17 protein-coding genes are annotated in these 20369 nt (G+C 53.5%); 2 read left to right on the top strand and 15 right to left on the bottom strand.

Annotated elements, in window-relative coordinates; translation table 11 throughout:
• The 11 genes from ACI9KD_RS12865 to sdhC form a co-directional block, all read right to left on the bottom strand.
• A partial coding sequence (locus tag ACI9KD_RS12865; protein WP_414981580.1) for a DUF4892 domain-containing protein occupies window positions 1-438 on the bottom strand: 438 nt, incomplete at its 3' end.
• Between the two features lie 57 nt (window positions 439-495).
• Complete coding sequence (gene htpG / locus ACI9KD_RS12860; protein WP_414981579.1) at window positions 496-2421, bottom strand: molecular chaperone HtpG; 1926 nt, start codon at window positions 2419-2421, stop codon at window positions 496-498.
• Window positions 2422-2571: 150 nt separating this feature from the next.
• Window positions 2572-3444 (bottom strand): succinate--CoA ligase subunit alpha, encoded by an 873-nt coding sequence (gene sucD, locus ACI9KD_RS12855; protein WP_414981578.1) that lies wholly within the window; start codon window positions 3442-3444, stop codon window positions 2572-2574.
• Window positions 3444-4613 carry an ADP-forming succinate--CoA ligase subunit beta gene (gene sucC, locus ACI9KD_RS12850; RefSeq protein ID WP_414981577.1) on the bottom strand — a complete coding sequence of 390 codons (1170 nt, stop codon included), beginning with the start codon at window positions 4611-4613 and terminating at the stop codon, window positions 3444-3446. The genes sucD and sucC overlap by 1 nt, the downstream gene beginning before the upstream one ends.
• 99 nt (window positions 4614-4712) lie before the next feature.
• Window positions 4713-6149, bottom strand: a complete 1437-nt coding sequence (gene lpdA / locus ACI9KD_RS12845; protein ID WP_414981576.1) for a dihydrolipoyl dehydrogenase — start codon at window positions 6147-6149, stop codon at window positions 4713-4715.
• A gap of 42 nt (window positions 6150-6191) precedes the next feature.
• Window positions 6192-7415 carry a 2-oxoglutarate dehydrogenase complex dihydrolipoyllysine-residue succinyltransferase gene (odhB, locus tag ACI9KD_RS12840; RefSeq protein WP_414981575.1) on the bottom strand — a complete coding sequence of 408 codons (1224 nt, stop codon included), beginning with the start codon at window positions 7413-7415 and terminating at the stop codon, window positions 6192-6194.
• 22 nt (window positions 7416-7437) lie between these two features.
• Entirely contained in the window at window positions 7438-10293 is a 2856-nt protein-coding gene (locus ACI9KD_RS12835) for a 2-oxoglutarate dehydrogenase E1 component (RefSeq protein ID WP_414981574.1), read from the bottom strand.
• 231 nt (window positions 10294-10524) lie between these two features.
• Window positions 10525-11232 (bottom strand): succinate dehydrogenase iron-sulfur subunit, encoded by a 708-nt coding sequence (locus tag ACI9KD_RS12830; protein WP_414981573.1) that lies wholly within the window; start codon window positions 11230-11232, stop codon window positions 10525-10527.
• Window positions 11233-11268: 36 nt separating this feature from the next.
• On the bottom strand, window positions 11269-13032 hold the full coding sequence (gene sdhA, locus ACI9KD_RS12825) for a succinate dehydrogenase flavoprotein subunit (RefSeq protein ID WP_414981572.1): 1764 nt from the start codon (window positions 13030-13032) through the stop codon (window positions 11269-11271).
• Between the two features lie 39 nt (window positions 13033-13071).
• Entirely contained in the window at window positions 13072-13431 is a 360-nt protein-coding gene (gene sdhD / locus ACI9KD_RS12820) for a succinate dehydrogenase, hydrophobic membrane anchor protein (protein WP_414981571.1), read from the bottom strand.
• Window positions 13425-13799, bottom strand: coding sequence for a succinate dehydrogenase, cytochrome b556 subunit (sdhC, locus tag ACI9KD_RS12815; RefSeq protein ID WP_414981570.1), 375 nt, complete (start codon window positions 13797-13799; stop codon window positions 13425-13427). Before sdhC ends, sdhD begins: the two co-directional genes overlap by 7 nt.
• 308 nt (window positions 13800-14107) lie before the next feature.
• Here sdhC and gltA point away from each other — a divergent pair, with 308 nt between their 5' ends.
• Together gltA and ACI9KD_RS12805 are read left to right on the top strand one after the other, a co-directional pair.
• The gene (gltA, locus tag ACI9KD_RS12810; RefSeq protein ID WP_414981569.1) at window positions 14108-15400 is read left to right on the top strand and encodes a citrate synthase; all 1293 of its coding nucleotides are present in this window, start codon (window positions 14108-14110) and stop codon (window positions 15398-15400) included.
• Window positions 15401-15553: 153 nt separating this feature from the next.
• Complete coding sequence (locus ACI9KD_RS12805) at window positions 15554-16699, top strand: beta-ketoacyl-ACP synthase III (protein ID WP_414981568.1); 1146 nt, start codon at window positions 15554-15556, stop codon at window positions 16697-16699.
• 43 nt (window positions 16700-16742) lie between these two features.
• Here ACI9KD_RS12805 and hisC read toward each other — a convergent pair whose 3' ends face one another.
• From hisC to pstA, 4 genes are all read right to left on the bottom strand, one after another.
• On the bottom strand, window positions 16743-17807 hold the full coding sequence (gene hisC / locus ACI9KD_RS12800) for a histidinol-phosphate transaminase (protein ID WP_414981567.1): 1065 nt from the start codon (window positions 17805-17807) through the stop codon (window positions 16743-16745).
• A complete protein-coding gene (gene phoU / locus ACI9KD_RS12795; protein WP_414981566.1) occupies window positions 17804-18526 on the bottom strand; it encodes a phosphate signaling complex protein PhoU in 723 nt (240 codons plus the stop codon). Before phoU ends, hisC begins: the two co-directional genes overlap by 4 nt.
• Window positions 18527-18609: 83 nt before the next feature.
• Complete coding sequence (gene pstB, locus ACI9KD_RS12790; protein ID WP_414981565.1) at window positions 18610-19431, bottom strand: phosphate ABC transporter ATP-binding protein PstB; 822 nt, start codon at window positions 19429-19431, stop codon at window positions 18610-18612.
• Window positions 19432-20369, bottom strand: a 938-nt coding sequence (gene pstA / locus ACI9KD_RS12785) for a phosphate ABC transporter permease PstA (protein ID WP_414981564.1), incomplete at its 5' end; no start/stop codon positions are given.

The following is a 20369-nucleotide window of genomic DNA, read 5'->3' as shown; positions in this document are numbered from 1 at the left end:
CACCCGGTAACGCTGGGACACCTCTGTGCCGTAAAGAAGTCGTTGCTGAAATATGCGATTTGCCCACTGCACGCTGCTTCCGCAGGCTCTGGCATCACAGACGAAATCTTTGTGAGCCGCCTCATTAAGCGCTAAGCGCTGGTCCAATTCAGCTACCATCTCCTCCGCCGTGTAGCCATCCTGTACGCGCCAGGTGTGCCTGTCGAGTGTTCCACTAAGACGCTCGCCTTTCCTGGGCGCCCAGACACCGCGGATTTTTTCAATAGCGCCAAGAGGAATCAAATAGTCTCGGACAGTGCGCTCGGACTGCGAGCCAATACTCTCGAGATGGGCATATTCATCCAGCGCGGCAAAGTATGTGGCAGGCGGCACAACATCCGCCGCCGCCAGATTGGCACCGAGACACATCAGAAAAACATAAAGCTGGGCAATTCGCATAATCAGACTATAGCGCCAATTGCCCCGCAAAAGGCGGAGCAGTTGACGCTACCGGCCTCAGCCATTGCTCAGTTGCAGAAGCAGACTGTTCAAACGTTCGACGTAAGCTGCCGGGTCATCAAGCTGGCCTCCCTCGGCAAGGTTTGCCTGATCAAAAATAATCTTCGCCAGATCGCCGAAACGCTGTTCATCGGTCTCCGAATCCAAGCGACTGATAAGTGGGTGCGTAGGATTGATCTCCAGAATTGGCTTGGACTCCGGTACGGCCTGACCAGCCGCCTCCATAATACGACGCATCTGTGCACCCATATCCTGCTCTCCCACGACCAAACACGCGGGCGAATCAGTCAAACGTGTCGTTACGCGCACTTCTTCTACGTCCTCGCCAAGAACGCTCTTTAGACGCTCAATCAAGCCTTCGCTATCTTTTTCCGCAGCTTCGCGTGCCTGCTTGTCTTCCTCATTCTCGTCATCAAGATCGAGGCGGCCCCGAGCGACATCTTGAAGCTGCTTTCCATCAAACTCCTGAAGGTGATTCATCAGCCAATCATCAACCCGGTCACACAACAGCAGCACTTCAATACCGCGCTTACGAAACACTTCCAACTGAGGACTACGGCGAGCGGTGTTAAAGTTCTCCGCGACAACGTAAAAGATCTTGTCTTGACCTTCTTGCATACGCTCGATGTAGTCTCGGAGCGACTGATCCTGAATATCTTTATCTGTATGCGTGCTACTGAAACGCAGCAGATCCGCAATCTTGTCCTTGTTGCTTGCATCTTCTGCCGGGCCTTCCTTGAGAACCTGGCCAAACTCTTTCCAGAATGCGGCGTACTTCTCGGACTCATTCTTTGCCATCTTCGAGAGCATATCCAGCACACGCTTGCTAAGCGCGCTGCGCAGGACGTCCACAGTCTTGTCCTGCTGGAGAATCTCCCGGGATACATTTAGCGAGAGGTCGTTTGAATCCAGCACACCCTTTACGAAACGCAGGTACATGGGAAGAAACTGCTCAGCATCGTCCATAATGAACGTACGGTGAACGTACAATTTCACGCCGCGATTTGCGTCGCGATTCCACATGTCAAAGGGTGCTCGGGCGGGAATGTACAAGAGACTCGTGTACTCAAGCTTCCCTTCTACCCGGTTATGGCTCCAGCTTAGGGGCTCCTCAAAATCATGCGACACATGCTTGTAGAAGGCGCTGTACTCTTCCTCAGTGACCTCGCTGCGGCTACGGGTCCACAGGGCAGTTGCCTCATTAATGGGCTTGTACTGCGCCTCAGGAGGCTCAGCGTCTTGTTCCGCGCCGGCATCGTCTGCCGCGGGCATTGCCGCTTCTTTCATGAGTACGGGAACGGAGATGTGATCTGAGTACTTCTTGATAACGCTGCGCACGCGCCAGTCGTCAGCAAAGTCCTTGCAGTCATCTCGCAAAAACAAGGTGATACTGGTGCCGCGATCCGTTTTTTCTTGAGGCTCAATGGTGAACTCCGACTCACCGTGCGACTCCCAAAGTACGCCCTCATTCGCAGGCGCACCCGCTTTTCGGGTATGGACTGCCACGCGATCAGCTACAATGAAAGAGGAGTAGAAGCCCACGCCAAACTTGCCGATGAGCTGGGAGTCCTTCTGCTGATCACCTGACAACTGCTCTAGAAATGCCGCTGTACCGGATTTGGCGATTGTGCCCAGGTGGTCAATGACCTCCTCACGATTCATACCAATGCCATTATCACTAATCGTCACCGTCCCCGCGTCCTGGTCGACATCGACGCGCACCGCGTAATCACCGTCTCCTTCCAGGAGTGCATCATTGGAGAGAGCCGCGAAACGCAGCTTATCGACGGCGTCCGACGCGTTGGATATGAGCTCCCGGAGGAAGATTTCTTTGTTGGAGTACAAAGAATGAATCATCAAGTGCAGCAGTTGCCGCGCCTCGGTCTGAAATCCCAACGTTTCCTTATTCACTTCTGCAGTCATGGTGTCCTCTAAAGGGTAGCTACGGGCTGGCAAATTGATTGCTACTGATATGGGGGCACCCCAGCTGGTTTCAAGGCAGGCAGACCGATTGCGGGGCATAAAAAAACCCGCCGTCGCTGGCGGGTTCTCATGATACTCAGATCAGCTGTTTTACCAACCGGTAATTTCAGCCAGACCAGCGCCGATATCGGCCAGGGATCTTACGGTCTTAACACCGGCATCTTCCAGCGCTGCAAACTTCTCATCAGCCGTACCCTTACCGCCAGAAATAATGGCACCGGCATGACCCATGCGCTTACCTTTAGGCGCAGTAACACCCGCGATATATGAAACCACAGGCTTAGTAACATAGGCCTTGATGTAAGCCGCCGCCTCTTCTTCTGCAGTACCACCGATCTCACCGATCATAACAATCGCTTCTGTGGCTGGATCGGCCTCAAACATCGCGAGAATGTCGATAAAGTTAGAACCGGGGATAGGATCTCCGCCGATACCCACACAAGTTGACTGACCAAAGCCCGCATCAGAAGTCTGCTTCACGGCTTCGTAGGTCAGCGTGCCCGAACGCGACACGATACCCACTTTACCCGGAAGGTGAATGTGCCCGGGCATAATGCCAATTTTACATTCCCCTGGAGTGATGACGCCCGGGCAGTTTGGCCCTATCAGGCGCACGCCCAGTTCATCGCACTTAACCTTTGCCTCAAGCATATCGAGCGTAGGAATACCCTCGGTAATACAGACAACCAGCTTTAAGCCGCTGTTAGCCGCCTCAAGAATCGAGTCCTTACAAAAGGCCGCCGGCACATAGATGACAGACGCTTCTGCACCCGTCGCTTCAACAGCCTCTGCTACGGTATTAAAAACCGGTAAGCCAAGATGCTCTTGACCGCCTTTTCCAGGAGTTACACCGCCAACCATCTTGGTGCCGTACTCAATGGCTTGCTCCGAATGGAACGTGCCCTGAGAGCCAGTAAACCCCTGGCAAATTACCTTAGTGTCCTTATTGATCAGGATACTCATCAGGCGTTGCCTCCCGCTGCTTTAACTACCTGCTGCGCCGCGTCGGTAAGACTGGTCGCTGCGATAATGTTTAAACCACTGTCTGCAAGTACTTTGCGGCCCAGCTCTGCATTGTTACCTTCAAGACGAACGACTACCGGTACGGCAACGCCGATCTCTTCCACAGCCCCGATGACACCTTCTGCAATCAGATCACAGCGCACGATGCCACCAAAAATGTTGATAAGAACCGCTTTCACCTTATCGTCAGAAAGAATGATCTTGAACGCTTCTGAGACACGCTCTTTGGTAGCGCCGCCCCCAACATCCAGAAAATTGGCTGGGTCACCGCCGTGCAGCTTGACGATATCCATAGTGCCCATCGCAAGGCCGGCACCATTGACCATGCAGCCAATATTGCCATCCAATGCAACATAGTTCAGCTCCCATTGTGCTGCGTGAGACTCTCGCTCGTCTTCCTGAGAAGGATCGTGCATCTCGCGCAAATCTGCCTGGCGGTAAAGCGCGTTGCCATCAACGCCAATCTTCGCGTCCAGACAATGCAGGTTTCCTTCGGTAGTGATGACCAGAGGGTTAATCTCGATAAGCGCGAGGTCCTTCTCCTGAAACATCTTGGCAAGCCCCAGGAAAATCTTGACGAACTGTTTAATCTGCTCGCCTTTCAATCCCAGGTTGAACGCCAGTTCACGACCTTGATAGGGCTGAGCGCCAGTGAGCGGGTCAATAACAGCCCGGAGAATCTTCTCCGGCGTCTCTTCGGCGACCTTCTCGATTTCAACACCGCCCTCAGTAGAGGCCATGAACACGATGCGTCGTGAGGCGCGATCAACTACCGCGCCCAAGTACAGTTCATCGGCGATATCTGTGCAGGTCTCGACCAGAATTTTAGATACCGGCTGACCATTTGCATCGGTCTGATAGGTAACCAGATTCTTCCCCAACCAATGGCTCGTAAAATCAGCAATCTCTTCCTTGGTCTTGACGAGCTTGACGCCCCCAGCCTTACCGCGGCCACCCGCATGGACCTGGGCCTTAACAACCCACGTGTCGCCGCCGATGGATTCGGCCGCTTCTACCGCGGCCTGAGGAGAGTCAACTGCGTGACCCGTGGAAACCGGCAAGCCGTACTCTGCAAAGAGGCGCTTGCCTTGGTATTCATGAAGATTCATGTGAAGTCCCGTTAATGCTCAAGGAAACAAGTGCGCGCCAGACCCATTGTCCAGAACGCTTTTTTTGATAGCCACGTTGACCGTGGCGTACCAAGTTTTTTAGCGACTCTTACGATTCGCCACGTGGATAGCATGTCCATCAACGGCAAGAGCCGCTTCGTGTACAGCTTCTGACAGCGTTGGATGCCCGAACACCATCAAGGCCAGGTCTTCGGTACTTGAACCGAATTCCATAGCGATCAATACCTGCTGCGCAAGATCAGCTGCCGACGGCCCAACAATATGGCAACCGAGGATACGATCCGTCTCCGCATGCGAAATAATCTTAACCATCCCGTCAGAGTCATTCGCCGCCAATGCACGACCCGAAGCCGCGAAGGGAAACGTTCCCGCTTTGTAAGGTATGCCGTCGGATTTTAATTCCTGCTCAGTACGTCCCACAGCGGCGATCTCTGGGTGCGTGTAGATAATCGAAGGAATACAGTCGTAGTTAACCTGCGCTGGCTTACCAGCGATCCGCTCGGCCACCATAACGCCCTCTTCCGAACCTTTGTGCGCCAACATGAGACCGCGAACAACATCGCCCACCGCGTACACATTAGGCGCTTCGGTAACACACTGATCGTTCACAAAAATGAAGCCGCGCTCATCGAGCGTTACGCCAGAATCGTCAGCCAAAAGGTCAACCGTCCGAGGGCGACGGCCGACAGACACGATCAGCTTGTCAAACACCTCGGTGTGCTCACCCTTGGGAGAGTCATAGCGCACGTGCACCTTGCCATCTTTGACTGTGGCGTCGGTGACCCGACTACTTAAGCGTATATCCAGGTGCTGCTTCTTAAAAATTTTCGCAGCTTCCTTGGCGATCTGGGTATCCATCATCGCCAAAAACTCATCCAGTGCCTCGAGAATAACCACCTCAGAGCCCAAACGCGCCCAAACACTACCCAGCTCCAGACCAATAACACCTGCGCCAATAACGCCAAGACGGCCTGGAACCTCTGTGAATTCAAGTGCGCCGGTGGAGTCTACAATGTATTCGTCGTCCACCGTTGCCGGCGGAATCTTCACCGGCTCGGATCCCGCAGCGATGATGACACTACCTGCTTCGACCACTGACACTGTGCCATCGGCCGCAGTGACTTCAACATTCGCACCAGCAAGTACTTTGCCGCGCCCCTGAATCACGGTGACGCCATTGTGCTTAAACAAGCCACCGATCCCGTCAGTCAGCTGGCCAACAACCTTGTTCTTACGCTCAAGCATCGCAGGCACGTCAATGGTCAGATTTTCAAGACCGATACCGTGCGCCGACAAAGTCTCTTTGGCGTCATAAAACTTCTGACTCGAATCAAGAAGCGCCTTGGAGGGGATACAACCAACGTTTAGACAGGTTCCGCCCAGTGTCGTCCCACCCTTCTCATCGGTCCATTCTTCAACCACTGCGGTGCTAAGGCCCAATTGTGCGGCGCGGATAGCTCCCACATACCCAGCAGGCCCCGAACCGATCACTACTACATCAAAACTGTTTGCCATCGTGAAATTCCCCGTCAGGCTAAAAAAAAGTGTCTGCGCTTCTTAGAGCTGCAGCAGGATCCGCGCGGGATCCTCTATCAAGTCTTTCACCGCAACAAGGAATTGCACGGCGGTTTTACCATCGATCAATCGGTGATCGTAGGACAATGCAAGATACATCATGGGCAGCACGACGATTTCGCCATCCACGACCATAGGACGCTCTTGAATCTTGTGCATGCCCAAAATACCGGTCTGTGGCGGATTCAGTATGGGCGTACTGAGAAGCGATCCGAACACCCCACCATTAGTCACCGTAAACGTACCGCCGGTCATATCGTCGATAGTCAGCTTGTTCGCCTTGGCCCGCATCCCCAGGTCACGGATCGCCGCTTCCACGTCCGCAAGACTCATAAAGTCAGCGTCGCGCAAAACGGGAACCACCAGGCCGCCCTCGGTCGATACAGCGACACCGATATCCTGATAGCCATGATAGACGACATCGTTCCCGTCGATGGAGGCGTTGGCCGCGGGATAGCGCTTCAGCGCTTCACAGGCTGCTCGTACAAAAAAGCCCATAAAACCCAGACGAGTTCCGTTATGTGTCTTTTCAAACTGATCTTTGTACTTGCTACGCAGCGCCATAACCGGCGCCATGTTGACTTCATTGAACGTCGTCAGCATGGCCGTAGACGTAGTTGCTTCGAGAAGTCGCTCAGCAATCCGCGCGCGCATCCGCGTCATGGGAACGCGTGTTTCGATGCGTTCACCGGACGGACCACTAGGAACCTCGGCAATGGCTGGGCTTGCAGCTGCCGCAGGCTTCGCGGGAGCCGCCGCGGGACGATCCTTGAGATAAGCAGACACGTCTTCCTTGGTGATGCGTCCACCTTTGCCGGTCCCTGAAATCTCCGCGGGATTCAAACCGTGCTCTTCAACCATCTGACGCGCGGCGGGGCCCATTTCGGCTTCCGCCGAAGCTGGAGCAACTTCAGCTGAGCCTGTGTCCGCCGTCGCGACTGCACTGGCGGTAGAGGCGGCAGCAACCGCGCCTTCTTCAATCTCTGCGAGCAAAGCGTCACTTTCGATAGTTTCGCCTACCGCGACGTGAATCTTCTTGATCACTCCGTCAGCCGGGGCAACAACTTCCATAACAACTTTGTCGGTCTCAATTTCAACGATGAGCTCATCTCGTTGTACTGAGTCCCCTTCTTCCTTGTGCCAAGCTGCGACCTCGCCGTCGGCGACGGACTCAGGAAATATGGGAGCTTTGATTTGGATAGCCATGAGTGTTCCTTGTGAAAAGCTGTTAGGCGTTATCGGTATCGAGCGTCAGGGCCTGATTAATAAAGGCTTCCTGTTGCTCCAGGTGCAGGGCCATATAGCCCGCCGCAGGCGCAGCAGATGCTTCTCGTCCAGCGTAACCGAGATAAATACTGTTGTTGAGCGACGCAAACACACGACGCATATGGTGCTGACTCGAGTACCAAGCCCCTTGATTCATAGGCTCTTCCTGACACCAGATCGCATCCTTTAGATTCGGATAACCGCTTAGTACCTGCAGCATTTCCGCCTCTGGGAATGGATAGAGTTGCTCCAAACGAATCAAAACAATGTTTTCTATGCCTCGTTCACGGCGCGCCGCTCTTAGATCATAAAAAACCTTGCCGGAACACACGACCACGCGTTCCACCGCAGACTTATCCAGATCATCCGTTTCGTCGAGCACATTGTAGAAACGACCATTGGCCAGATCTTCTAATGTAGACACCGCCTCTTTGTGCCGAAGCAGACTCTTCGGAGACATGACGACCAAGGGCTTGCGCAGGGGTCGAATACCCTGCCGGCGCAACATGTGGAACACCTGAGCCGGGGTGGTGGGTATACAAACCTGAATATTATGCTCAGCACACAGTTGCATGAATCGTTCGAGGCGCGCCGAACTGTGTTCTGGTCCCTGCCCTTCATAACCATGAGGAAGGAGCATCGTTAGACCACAGAGACGGCTCCACTTGTGCTCGCCACTGGTAATAAACTGATCGATCACCACCTGAGCACCATTAGCGAAGTCACCAAATTGTGCTTCCCAGATAACCAGGCCCGTAGGCGAGGTCGTGGCATAGCCATACTCGAATGCCAGTACCGCTTCTTCTGACAACAGCGAATCATGAATGACAAACTCCGCCTGACCCTCTTTGACATGCTGAAGCGGAACGTAAGTACCTTCGTCACGCTGATTGTGCAGCACGGCATGACGGTGCGAGAACGTTCCTCTGCCAACATCCTGGCCGGTGAGCCGAATCGGGTAGCCATCCTCAAGCAGCGACGCGTAGGCCAGGGTTTCTGCAAAACCCCAATTCAGAGGCAAAGCCCCGGCACCCATCTTGCGGCGATCCTCAAGAATCTTTGAAACCTGCCGCTGCAAGGGGAAGTTATCCGGCGGTTGGTTACTGCTTTGCGCCAAGGCCTGCAAATGATGCAAATCCATGCCGGTATCACAATGCAAAGTCCACTCGTGTCCGAGGTACGGCGTCCAGTCTACGAACAACTCGAGCTTGGGCACCTTGACCAAAGTTGAAACCAAGGGCTCATTGCGGTCCAAAGACCCACGATAGCCGTCCACCAGCGCCTGATCTTCAGCCTCGGTAACAACACCTGCTTCAATGAGACGTCGCGCGTAAATGTCGCGGGTAGTCGGATGTTTGCGAATCGCCTCATACATTTGGGGCTGCGTGACCGCCGGCTCATCCGCTTCGTTGTGACCCCTGCGTCGGTAGCACACAAGATCAATCACCACATCGCGCTTGAACTCATTGCGATAGTCGATCGCCATTTGGGTCACAAACAACACAGCTTCCGGATCGTCTGCATTAACGTGGAAAATCGGTGCCTGCACCATTTTCGCAATATCAGTACAGTATTCAGTGGACCGGGCATCTTCGCGAAGACTAGTGGTAAAACCAACCTGGTTGTTCAGGACGATATGCACCGTGCCACCGGTTTTATAAGCCCGAGTCTGAGACATCTGGAATGTCTCCATCACCACGCCCTGGCCGGCAAACGCCGCATCACCGTGAAGTACGATGGGCCAAACGCTATAACCGTCAGGGTCATTACGTCGATCTTGACGCGCCCTTACTGAGCCTTCTACGACTGGCGAAACGATCTCCAGGTGCGAAGGGTTAAACGCCAGCGCAAGGTGTACTTCGCCGCCAGGAGTCATCATGTTCGATGAAAAGCCCTGGTGGTACTTCACATCGCCGGAGCTTCCGTAAATGGCGCGACCTTCAAACTCTGCGAACAGCTCCGAAGGGTTCTTGCCCAGGATGTTCACCAGAACGTTCAGACGGCCCCGGTGGGCCATGCCAATCACAATTTCTTTTCCGTTGTAGCCACCAATACGCTGAATCATTTCAGCCATCATGGGGATAAGGCTCTCGCCACCCTCCAGACCAAAGCGCTTGGTGCCCGGGAACTTGGAACCTAGAGATTTCTCAAGACCATCCGCTTTTATGAGGCGACGTAGAATCTGACGTTGCACGTCCGGGCCAAAATCAGGAGCGGAGCGCACAGACTCCATCCGCGACATAATCCACTGTCGCTGCTCGGTATCGACGATGTGCATAAATTCCGCGCCTACCGTGTGGCAGTAGGTGCGCTCCAGAGCGCCAATAATATCTTTGAGTGTTGAACCGTCTGTTCCCATCTTGAGCGTGCCTACCTGGAAACTCGTATCCAGGTCTGCAATAGACAACTCATGAAAGCTAAGCTCAAGATCGGGAATATGCTCGCGAGCTGCGAGACCCAGAGGATCCAACTGCGCTTTTTGGTGACCCCGCTGGCGGTAAGCCGAGATAAGAGCAAGTACTTTGACCTGCTTTCGTTCATATTGTGTTGCCTGGCTATCGTGAGCGACTGTCGCTTCAGTACGCACGCGCATCTTGCTGATCCGCGCAAAGCGTTCGCGCACGGCGCTGTGCGGAACCTCGTCGATGAGGGATGTTTTACTTTCGACCCGCGGCAACTTATCGAAGTACTCACGCCACTGCTCAGGCACAGCGTTAGGGTCGATCAGGTAACTTTCGTACAGATCTTCAACGTAAGTGGCGTTGCCACCCGCGATGTGAGAGCTGCGACGAAACAGCTCCATCGTATTTTCTTGCATCTTGCCCCCTAGACGAACAACACACCGGTTTTAAGACGACAGTTAAAACGACAGTTAAGACGACAACCAATGTGTTCCGGGGCAAGATGATTCCACGGTCCCCCGGCCCCGTGGGCGCTACCGATTTCAAGGCAGCGTGGTGGCGCAATTATGCCAGCAAAGCGGGAGGTCTAGAAGGTGTAAAGAGGAGAAATAGGCGGACTTTTCGCGTAAAAATCCGCCCAAGCAGCATTAGGCGGCTCGTTTGAGCAGCATACTGCGGATATGGCCGATCGCACGCGTGGGATTCAAACCTTTGGGGCATACATTCACGCAGTTCTGGATCCCGTGGCAGCGGAAAACACTGAAGGGATCATCTAGGCGCGAAAGCCGTTCCTCGGTTGCTGTATCCCGACTATCTGCCAAAAAGCGATAGGACTGCAACAAGCCCGCAGGCCCGATGAAGCGCTCTGGATTCCACCAGAAAGAGGGACAGCTGCTGGAGCAGCATGCACAAAGAATGCACTCATACAGGCCATCAAGCTTCGCCCGATCTTCGGGAGATTGCAGTCGCTCAATCGCCGGTGCCGGGGTTTCGTTCTGCAAATATGGCTGCACTTTCTCGTACTGGGTGTAGAACATGCTCATGTCTACCACCAGGTCACGGATCACAGGCAATCCTGGCAAAGGCCTTATCACAAGACGGTTGTTCTTTACCGTCTCGGACAATGGCGTGATGCACGCCAATCCATTCTTGCCGTTCATGTTTAGCCCGTCAGAGCCACACACGCCCTCACGACAGGACCGACGGTAAGTCACGGACGCGTCTTGCCGGGCCTTGATCTCTTCGAGAACATCAAGAACCATCACATCCTTACCTCCGGTATCGACCTCGAAGGTCTGCATGGACGGCTCAGCGTCCTGCTCCGGGTTATAGCGATATACACTGACCTGCAACATACAAAAAAGCTCCGTATCGTTGGTTGCGCGAAAGAATCAATAAGTACGAGCCATGGGCTCCATCACGTCCATGATCTTGGGTGCAAAGTTTACATCACGCTTACCGACTCGCTTGTCACCCGGGAAGTACAGTGAATGACAAAGCCAATTCTCATCATCGCGCTCTTGATAATCATCTCGGGCGTGAGCGCCGCGACTCTCGGTACGCTGCTCTGCAGAAATTGCCGTAGCTTCCGCCACTTCAAACAAGTTTTGCAACTCCAGAGCTTCGATGCGCGCGGTGTTAAATGCTTGCGTCTTGTCTTCAACGCCAACGCTATCGATCCGGGGCCGCAAGGACTCCAGACGCTCAATACCGTCGCGCATGAAGTCGCCTTTGCGGAACACGCCAAAGTGGTTCTGCATAACACCCTGCAGTTCTTTACGAAGGTCCGCAACATTCTCGCCCATAGGCGCAGCTTCAAGCTTCGCCAAGCGCTGATTTCCCTCTTCGATGTCTGTAGGCGACGCGTCCCGCGCCTCGATACCTGCACGCAGTGACTCTTCGATGAACAGCCCTGCTGCTCTACCAAAGACCACAAGATCAAGAAGCGAGTTACCACCGAGACGGTTCGCACCATGCACCGACACGCAGGCTGCTTCGCCGCAGGCGTAGAGGCCTGGAATAATATGATCCTGACCCTGGGCATCGATCGTGAGTGCCTGTCCATTCACGTTAGTGGGAATGCCACCCATCATGTAATGGCAGGTTGGCACGACCGGAATAGGTTCTTTAACGGGGTCGGCATGAGCAAAGGTGCGTGACAATTCCAGAATCCCAGGTAATCGGCTCTCAAGTACTTCTTCACCTAAGTGATCCAGCTTTAGGAATACGTGGTCTGCATCTGGGCCGCAGCCACGACCTTCCAGGATTTCCAGCACCATGGACCGAGCCACCACATCGCGGCCCGCAAGGTCTTTAGCGTTGGGCGCGTAGCGCTCCATAAATCGTTCGCCGTCCTTGTTGACAAGGTAGCCGCCTTCTCCACGACAGCCTTCAGTCACCAAGGTGCCTGCGCCGTAAATACCCGTGGGGTGGAACTGCCACATCTCCATGTCCTGCATGGGGAATCCCGCACGCAACGCCATACCAATGCCATCACCAGTGTTGATGTGTGCGTTAGTGGTGGAGGCATAAATACGCCCTGCTCCACCCGTTGCAAAGACCGTGGCCTTGGACTTCACGTAGACCACTTCACCGGTCTCGATACAAATAGCGATAACGCCGACAACCACACCGTCTTGGTTTTTCACCAGGTCGGTAGCGAACCATTCATTGAGGAACACGGTCTTGTTCTTCATGTTGTTTTGGTAGAGCGTGTGCAGCAAGGCGTGACCAGTACGATCCGCAGCAGCACAGGTGCGCGCGGCCTGACCACCCTTGCCAAAATTCTTGGACTGCCCGCCAAATGGCCGCTGATAAATACGGCCCTCTTCTGTGCGAGAAAATGGCAATCCCATATGCTCAAGCTCAAAGATCACCTCGGGTCCCACCGACGTCATGTATTCAATGGCATCCTGATCACCGATGTAATCTGAACCCTTGACCGTGTCATACATATGCCACCGCCAATCATCTTCGGGATCCGAACTGCCGATCGCACAGGTGATGCCGCCTTGAGCTGACACCGTATGTGAGCGCGTAGGGAACACTTTACTGATCACTGCTGTTTTGTAGCCCGACTGAGCCAACTGGAGTGCGGCTCGCATGCCAGCACCACCGCCACCTACAATCACACTGTCAAAAGAAATTGTGCGCATTCGTACTTATGCTCCTGTTCCAGGAATCACCATCAAACTTCAGGCCCAGACTACCTGGATGCCCCAAATCACATATATAACCAGCGACAGCGAAGTCAGCAGCTGCAAGCCAATCCGTAAACCATTGCCTCGGGAACCCATCAGACGTTCCGTCAGGTAATCCGTAAATACACCCCACATTCCGATCCAGGCATGAGCGGCCAGTGACAATATGGCAAGTAATGTAAATGTCTTCATCCATGTCTGCGCGAACAGCATCGACCATTCAAGGTATGACATACCCGTGGCGATCTTAAAGCCCAAAAACACGAAGAACGCTAGAAGGATAACGGCAGTGACACGCTGCACCAACCAATCAGACAAACCCGAGCGAGTAAGACTCGTGACAGGGGCTACCATAATGCGACTCCTACCAGAACGGCACTAACGGCAGTGAGAACAAAGACCAAGCGAGCGCCTAAAATGCCACCCTCCATCGTCTCGCCCACACCAAAGTCCATGATGAGATGCCTGACGCCTGCGAAGCTGTGATAAATCAAGGCGGTAACGATGCCCCAAACCACGAACTTCGCCAGCGGACTTGAAAGCAGATCGCCAAGGCTTGCGAAGCTTTCAGCGCTCGACAAGCTAAGGTCCAAAGCCCACAGCAGTAAAAAGGAGGCCACAACCATGATCACACCGGAAATCCGATGCAATATTGATACGTAGGCAGTAATAGGTAATCGGATAGTACTGATATCGAGATTTACCGGACGGTTGTCTTTCACAGACGGACAGCTCCTGACTCTGGAATGGCCCTAAAGTGGCGTCTTACCCTGCAAGGATTTTCTCGGGTAACAACTAACCACTCGCTTTGTGTCGATGCACTTGAAGATTGCTGAATCACAACCCCCTTACGTCGACACCCTAAAAACCGCGAGAGTATAGAGTTTCGTCAAGTCCATTACAATTGATAGCGGCCAATACTCGACGCCTTGCGTTTGCGAATAAGCCAGAACCTATGACGCCTCCAATTGACAAACGTTTGCCACTGTCTATAGTTGGCGGCCCCACTGAAAACACGCGGGTTTTACCCATGAGTCAAAAGAAAGCAACCCTCATCATTGATGGTATCGAGGGGGCCATAGATCTACCTGTTTACTCAGGCTCTATCGGCCCGGACGTCATAGACGTTGGAGGCCTTACGAGCAAGGGGATGTTCACTTACGACCCCGGCTTTGTTTCAACAGCCGCCTGTGAATCAGAAATTACTTATATCGATGGTGGCAAAGGCGTTCTACTGCATCGCGGCTATCCAATAGATCAGTTAGCCGCGCAGTCGGACTATCTGGAAACCTGTTATCTGTTGCTCTACGGCGAACTACCCACCGCAGAGCAGAGGGAACAATTTGTCAGTACCGTCCACAATCACACGATGGTGCATGAACAAATTCGGACGTTCTTCAACGGCTTCCGCCGAGACGCGCACCCCATGGCTATCATGTGTGGCGTCGTAGGAGCATTGTCGGCGTTTTACCACGACTCTTTGGATATCTCCGATGAGCACCATCGTCAGGTGGCCGCATTCAGACTCATAGCAAAAATGCCCACTCTGGCCGCGATGAGCTATAAGTTCTCCATTGGCCAGCCCTTTATGTACCCGGACAACAACCTCGACTACGCCGAGAATTTTCTGCACATGATGTTCGGCACACCCTGTGAACCAAGCAAGGTATCTCCTGTATTGGCAAAAGCCATGGACAGGGTATTCCTGCTGCACGCCGACCATGAACAGAACGCCTCGACCTCTACGGTTCGCCTCGCAGGTTCTTCTGGCGCCAATCCTTTTGCCTGTATCGCGGCAGGTATTGCTGCTCTGTGGGGACCATCGCATGGTGGCGCCAATGAAGCGGTACTGAACATGCTCGAAGAAATCGGGGATGTGTCGCGCATTGACGAATACGTTGCTCGGGCCAAGGACAAAGACGATCCCTTCCGTCTCATGGGTTTTGGACACCGCGTCTACAAGAACTTTGACCCCCGGGCCAAAGTGATGAAAGAAGCGGCGGATGAAGTGCTCGCCGAACTGGGTATCGAGAACGATCCGCTTCTGGATATTGCAAAGCGCCTCGAAGAAATCGCTCTGGAAGACGAGTACTTCATTGAGAAGAAGCTCTACCCCAACGTGGACTTTTACTCGGGCATCATTCTCAAAGCCATTGGCATTCCCACCAGTATGTTCACGGTGATCTTCGCCGTGGGCCGCACGGTCGGTTGGATAGCGCACTGGAATGAAATGATTTCCGGTAGCTACCGCATTGGCAGACCCCGTCAGCTGTATACGGGTCATGCACAGCGGGACTTCGTGAGCATCGACGACCGTAACTAGAAGCCTATTGCTGGCCTAATGGGCGCGTGGGAGGCGGTGTAGTTATGCGCCTCCCCACACCCCCAAGCGAAGCACCATAGTGATAAGGCGATATACTCAAACATCGCACGCAAGCAACTCTCTCACAGCACACCACAAAAAATAGAGGCACACATGCCCGGATCGCCCGTATCAGCAGATTCACGAGAGGTCTTCCTGACCGCCACCGGTCTGTATACACCTCCCAACTCCATCAGTAACGAAGAACTCGTTGAAAGCTATAATCAGTATGTGGATCTGCACAATGCTGAGCACGCCGACGCCATTGTGGCCGGTGAAATACCCGCGCTCTCGCATTCATCGGCTGAGTTCATTGAGAAAGCATCGGGAATACGCTCACGTTATGTCGTCGACAAAGACGGCGTTTTAGACCCCCATCGTATGACGCCACACATCAGTGAACGCTCCAATGAAGAGCCCTCGGTGATGTGTGAAATGGCGCTGGTAGCTGCGCGTCAGGCCTTAGATACTGCAGGCCTGGAAGCCTCGGAGCTAGACGCCGTCATTTGCGCAGCATCCAACATGCAGCGAGCCTACCCAGCAATGGCCGTCGAAATTCAATCGGCCCTCGGCAGCGGCGGCTATGCCTTTGACATGAACGTGGCCTGCTCTTCGGCGACGTTTGGTCTCCAACAAGCTCGCGATGCCATCAGAAGTGGGAGCGCCAAGAACGTGCTGATCGTCAATCCAGAGATCTGTACCGGACATTTGAACTTTCGGGATCGCGACTCACACTTTATCTTTGGTGACGTCTGTACCGCGATGGTTATTAGCGATCGTCCCGGCCCCTCACAAAGCAACTTTAAGGTACTGGACAGTCGATTGCAGACGATGTTCTCCAACAATATTCGCAACAACTTTGGATTCCTCAATCGCGGTGCCGAAGAGGGCATTGGCGATGTGGACAAATTATTCGTTCAGGAAGGACGTAAAGTATTTAAGGAAGTCTGTCCCGCCGTGGCAACACAGATCAGTGAGCAACTGGCCGCCATGGATATGCTTCCCGCGGATCTCAAGCGCTTGTGGCTGCATCAGGCCAACCTGAACATGAACGTACTTATCGCCAAACGGGTGCTGGGTAGAGACGCCTCGATTGACGAGGCTCCGGTGATTCTCGATGAGTACGCAAACACCAGCTCCGCAGGCTCGGTGATTGCTTTTCACAAGTACCACGATGATTTCGCTGTGGGCGAGCGTGGTGTATTGTGCTCATTCGGTGCCGGATACAGCATCGGAAGCGTAGTACTCGAACGCTGCTAAACCACGTGATCGATCTCCTGGCCAACAGCGCAGATTGATCCGTCTAAGTAGTCAGTATCGATCGCAAAGTGTCCAAGAGGCGAGTGCATTGCTCCTGGGTTCCTACACTGATTCGCAGATAGTCATCGATACGCGGCTTATTCCATCGGCGCACGATCACCCCCTTCTCTCGTAGAGCTTCGAAAATTCGACTACCGCGCACAGAGTCATGCTTCACAAACAAAAAGTTTGCCGAAGACGGCAGCACCTCGAACCCAAGGCTTAGCAGATCACGAGACAAACTGTCTCGACTGTCTACGACGCGGCGACAGCATTGCGCAAACCAATCTTCATCGCGATAGGCCTCGACGCCTGCTCGCTGAGCAACGACGTCCAGAGGATAAGAGTTAAAGCTATCCTTGATGCGTTCAAGACCTTCTATCAGCTCGGCAGAACCAAAGGCCAGCCCTATACGTAAGCCCGCCAGCGCCCGAGACTTGGACAAAGTCTGCACCACGAGCAAATTATCGTACTCGGCCAGCAGAGGGATGGCGGACTCGCCTCCAAAATCAATGTAAGCCTCATCGACTACCAGCAAACGATCCGGCGCAGCTTCGAGAAATTCACGAATACCCTCCAACGGCTGAAGAAGGCCTGTGGGAGCATTTGGGTTAGGCAAAATAATCGCCGCAGCAGCCGTATCGTAATCATCCGGATGCAGTGTGAAGTCATCTCGCAGGGGTATTTGTCGATACTGCACACTGTGCAGTTGACACCAGACCGGATAAAAACTGTAACTGATGTCGGGAAACAGCAGCTCCCTCTCCTGCTTCAGAAGACCCTGAAAAACATGTGACAAAACTTCATCTGAACCGTTTCCAGCGAACACAGAATCCAGACTGATTCCATGGTAGTCAGCAACAGCTTGTCTAAGCGCGGTAGACGAAGGATCGGGGTACCGCAACAAATCATCACCTTCGACAGCTCTTAGCGCATCCAACACCCGCGGTGATGGAGGGTAAGGACTCTCGTTAGTATTGAGCTTTAGCAGCTTATCGATTTGCGGCTGCTCTCCTGGAGTGTAAGGCTCCAAGCGAGTGGTCAGCTCACTCCAAAAACGCCTGCTCATGCTTCGCCACTCTTTAGCAATCTGTGCAGCTCTTCGGGCTTCATATGTCGTACATCACGGCCTGACACGAGATAAATGACCTGCTCCGCAATATTGGTAGCGTGATCACCTACTCTCTCAAGACCTCGCAGCGCCCACATTTCATGCACCACACTACTGATAGACGCTGGATCTCTCTTCATCAATCGGACAAGGCTACTCATCGCAGCGTCGTACTCCAAATCGACCGCGGCGTCATCAAGCACCACGTCTATTGCCTTGGATACATCGAGTCTCGCGAAGCTATCCAGGGCCTCTCTAAGCATTGAGGCTACGTGATTGCTGATTTGCCGAAGCTCCAGTGAGGTGCCTGATGACGCTTGTAACTCAGAGAGCTTCGTCGCCTGTTTGGCTATCCGCGTTGCTTCGTCACCAATACGCTCTAAATCTGTTGTTGATTTTGCCACAGCAAGGACCAGACGAAGGTCACTGGCTGCCGGCTGGCGGCGCGCAAGAATTCTCGAACACTCATCATCAATCTGTAGCTCCATTTCGTTGATCTGATGATCCGCGCGCACCACCAACTGCGCCTCGCCACTATCACGCAACAATAGCGACGATACCGCGCGGCTAAGCTGCTGCTCAACCAAGCCGCCCATCTCAAGGAGATGGTTTTTCATCGCATCTAGTTCCGCATTGAACTGGCCGGATATGTGCTGTTTGTGCTGATCGCCTTGCAAGTTTACTCCTTCTGTCTATTCGAGGTCGGGGTGCAATACTGATGCTCTACACTGAACGACGGTACACAAAACCAGTTCGAATTTTAGCCGTAACGTCCTGTTATGTAGTCCTCTGTCTGGGACTCTCGGGGATTGGTGAAGAGTGTATCCGTTTCCCCGAACTCGACCAATCGACCAAGATTCATAAAGGCAGTCATGTCCGAAACACGCGCGGCCTGCTGCATATTATGCGTCACGATCACGATGGTGTAGCGAGTCTTGAGCTCATAAATAAGCTCCTCGATTCGCAGGGTAGAAATAGGATCGAGAGATGATGCAGGCTCGTCGAGCAGCAAGACCTCAGGCTCTACGGCTATGGCCCTAGCAATAACCAAGCGCTGTTGTTGCCCACCGGACAACACCAAAGCGTTCTCGTTCAAACGATCTTTAACCTCATCCCACAAGGCGGCCGAACGCAATGCCCGCTCGATAAGTTCATCCAGAACACGCTTCTTGTTTAGACCCTGAATGCGCAAACCAAAGGCCACATTTTCGTAGATGCTTTTCGGAAAGGGATTCGGTGACTGAAACACCATACCCACACGGCGGCGTAACGTTGCCACATCTACACCCTTTGCGTAAACGTCCTCGCCATCAAGCCAGACGTGTCCGCTGATGATACTGCCTTCGATGAGATCGTTCATACGATTGAAACAACGCAACAAACTCGACTTCCCACAGCCCGAAGGGCCGATAAATGCCGTTACTCGCTGTCGAGGAATCTCAAGACTGACATTGTGCAAAGCCACATTCTGACTACGCAGATAGTGCAAGCTTAAGTTATCCACCTGCAAACAGACGTCCGAATTCTGAGTCGGAGTTGGCGCACGCTTAAGAGCCTTCACGTCAATACTGTGGTTTTTCATCTAGATAGCTTCTTGTGGTTTAAACGCATTGCGTAAACGACTGCGCAATAAAACTGCCGCGATGTTCAACAACAAAGCAATGACGACCAGTAATAAGGCTGTGGCAAAAACAAGTCCCTCAACAGTCTCCAGGTGCGTGCTTTGAAATCCCAGGTCATACACATAAAAACCCAGGTGCATGAATTGTCGATCGAGATGAAGATAGGGATACTCCGTGCTCACAGGAAGACCCGGCGCGTATTTCGCCACACCTATTAATAGCAACGGCGCGACCTCACCTGTTGCTCTAGCCACGGCTAGAATCAGACCGGTGAGCACTGCCGGTGATGCTGCCGGCAAAACAACATGCCAGAGCGTCTCAGCTCTAGTGGCGCCTAAGGCCAAACTTCCTTCGCGCAGACTAGCGGGCACCCGAGCCAAGCCCTCCTCCGTCGACACAATAACGACCGGGAGGGTCAGCAAAGCCATGGTCAGCGCGGCCCATAGCATTCCCGGCGTTCCCAAGGTCGGTGCGGGAAGGCGATCTTCAAAAAAAAGTGCATCTAAGGATCCACCAACAGCGTAAACAAAAAAGCCCAAGCCAAAAACGCCGTAAACAACCGAGGGAACCCCCGCCAGATTGTTGACCGCAATACGTACCAGCCGAGTGATGGGACCTCGCTGGGCGTACTCCTGCAGATAGATCGCCGCCAGAACGCCCAGGGGAGATACGACCACGGCCATGAGCAGTACCAAGATCACCGTACCAAGAATTGCCGGAAACACCCCACCCTGCACATTACTGCGACGCGGCGACTCACTGAGAAAACGTCCGATAGCGCCGGCAAAGTGCGTGACCTTTTCGGACATCATCATGGAATTGGGTGCATACGCCGCTTTCATATCCATGAGCGGGACGTCCACTACACGGCCAGAGGCCAAACGAAGCTGAAAGACGG

The sequence above is a fragment of the Congregibacter sp. genome (assembly GCF_047617445.1).
Taxonomy (GTDB): domain Bacteria; phylum Pseudomonadota; class Gammaproteobacteria; order Pseudomonadales; family Halieaceae; genus Congregibacter.
Note: the sequence above shows the minus strand (reverse complement) of the source record. Positions and strands in the feature narration are given on the sequence as shown.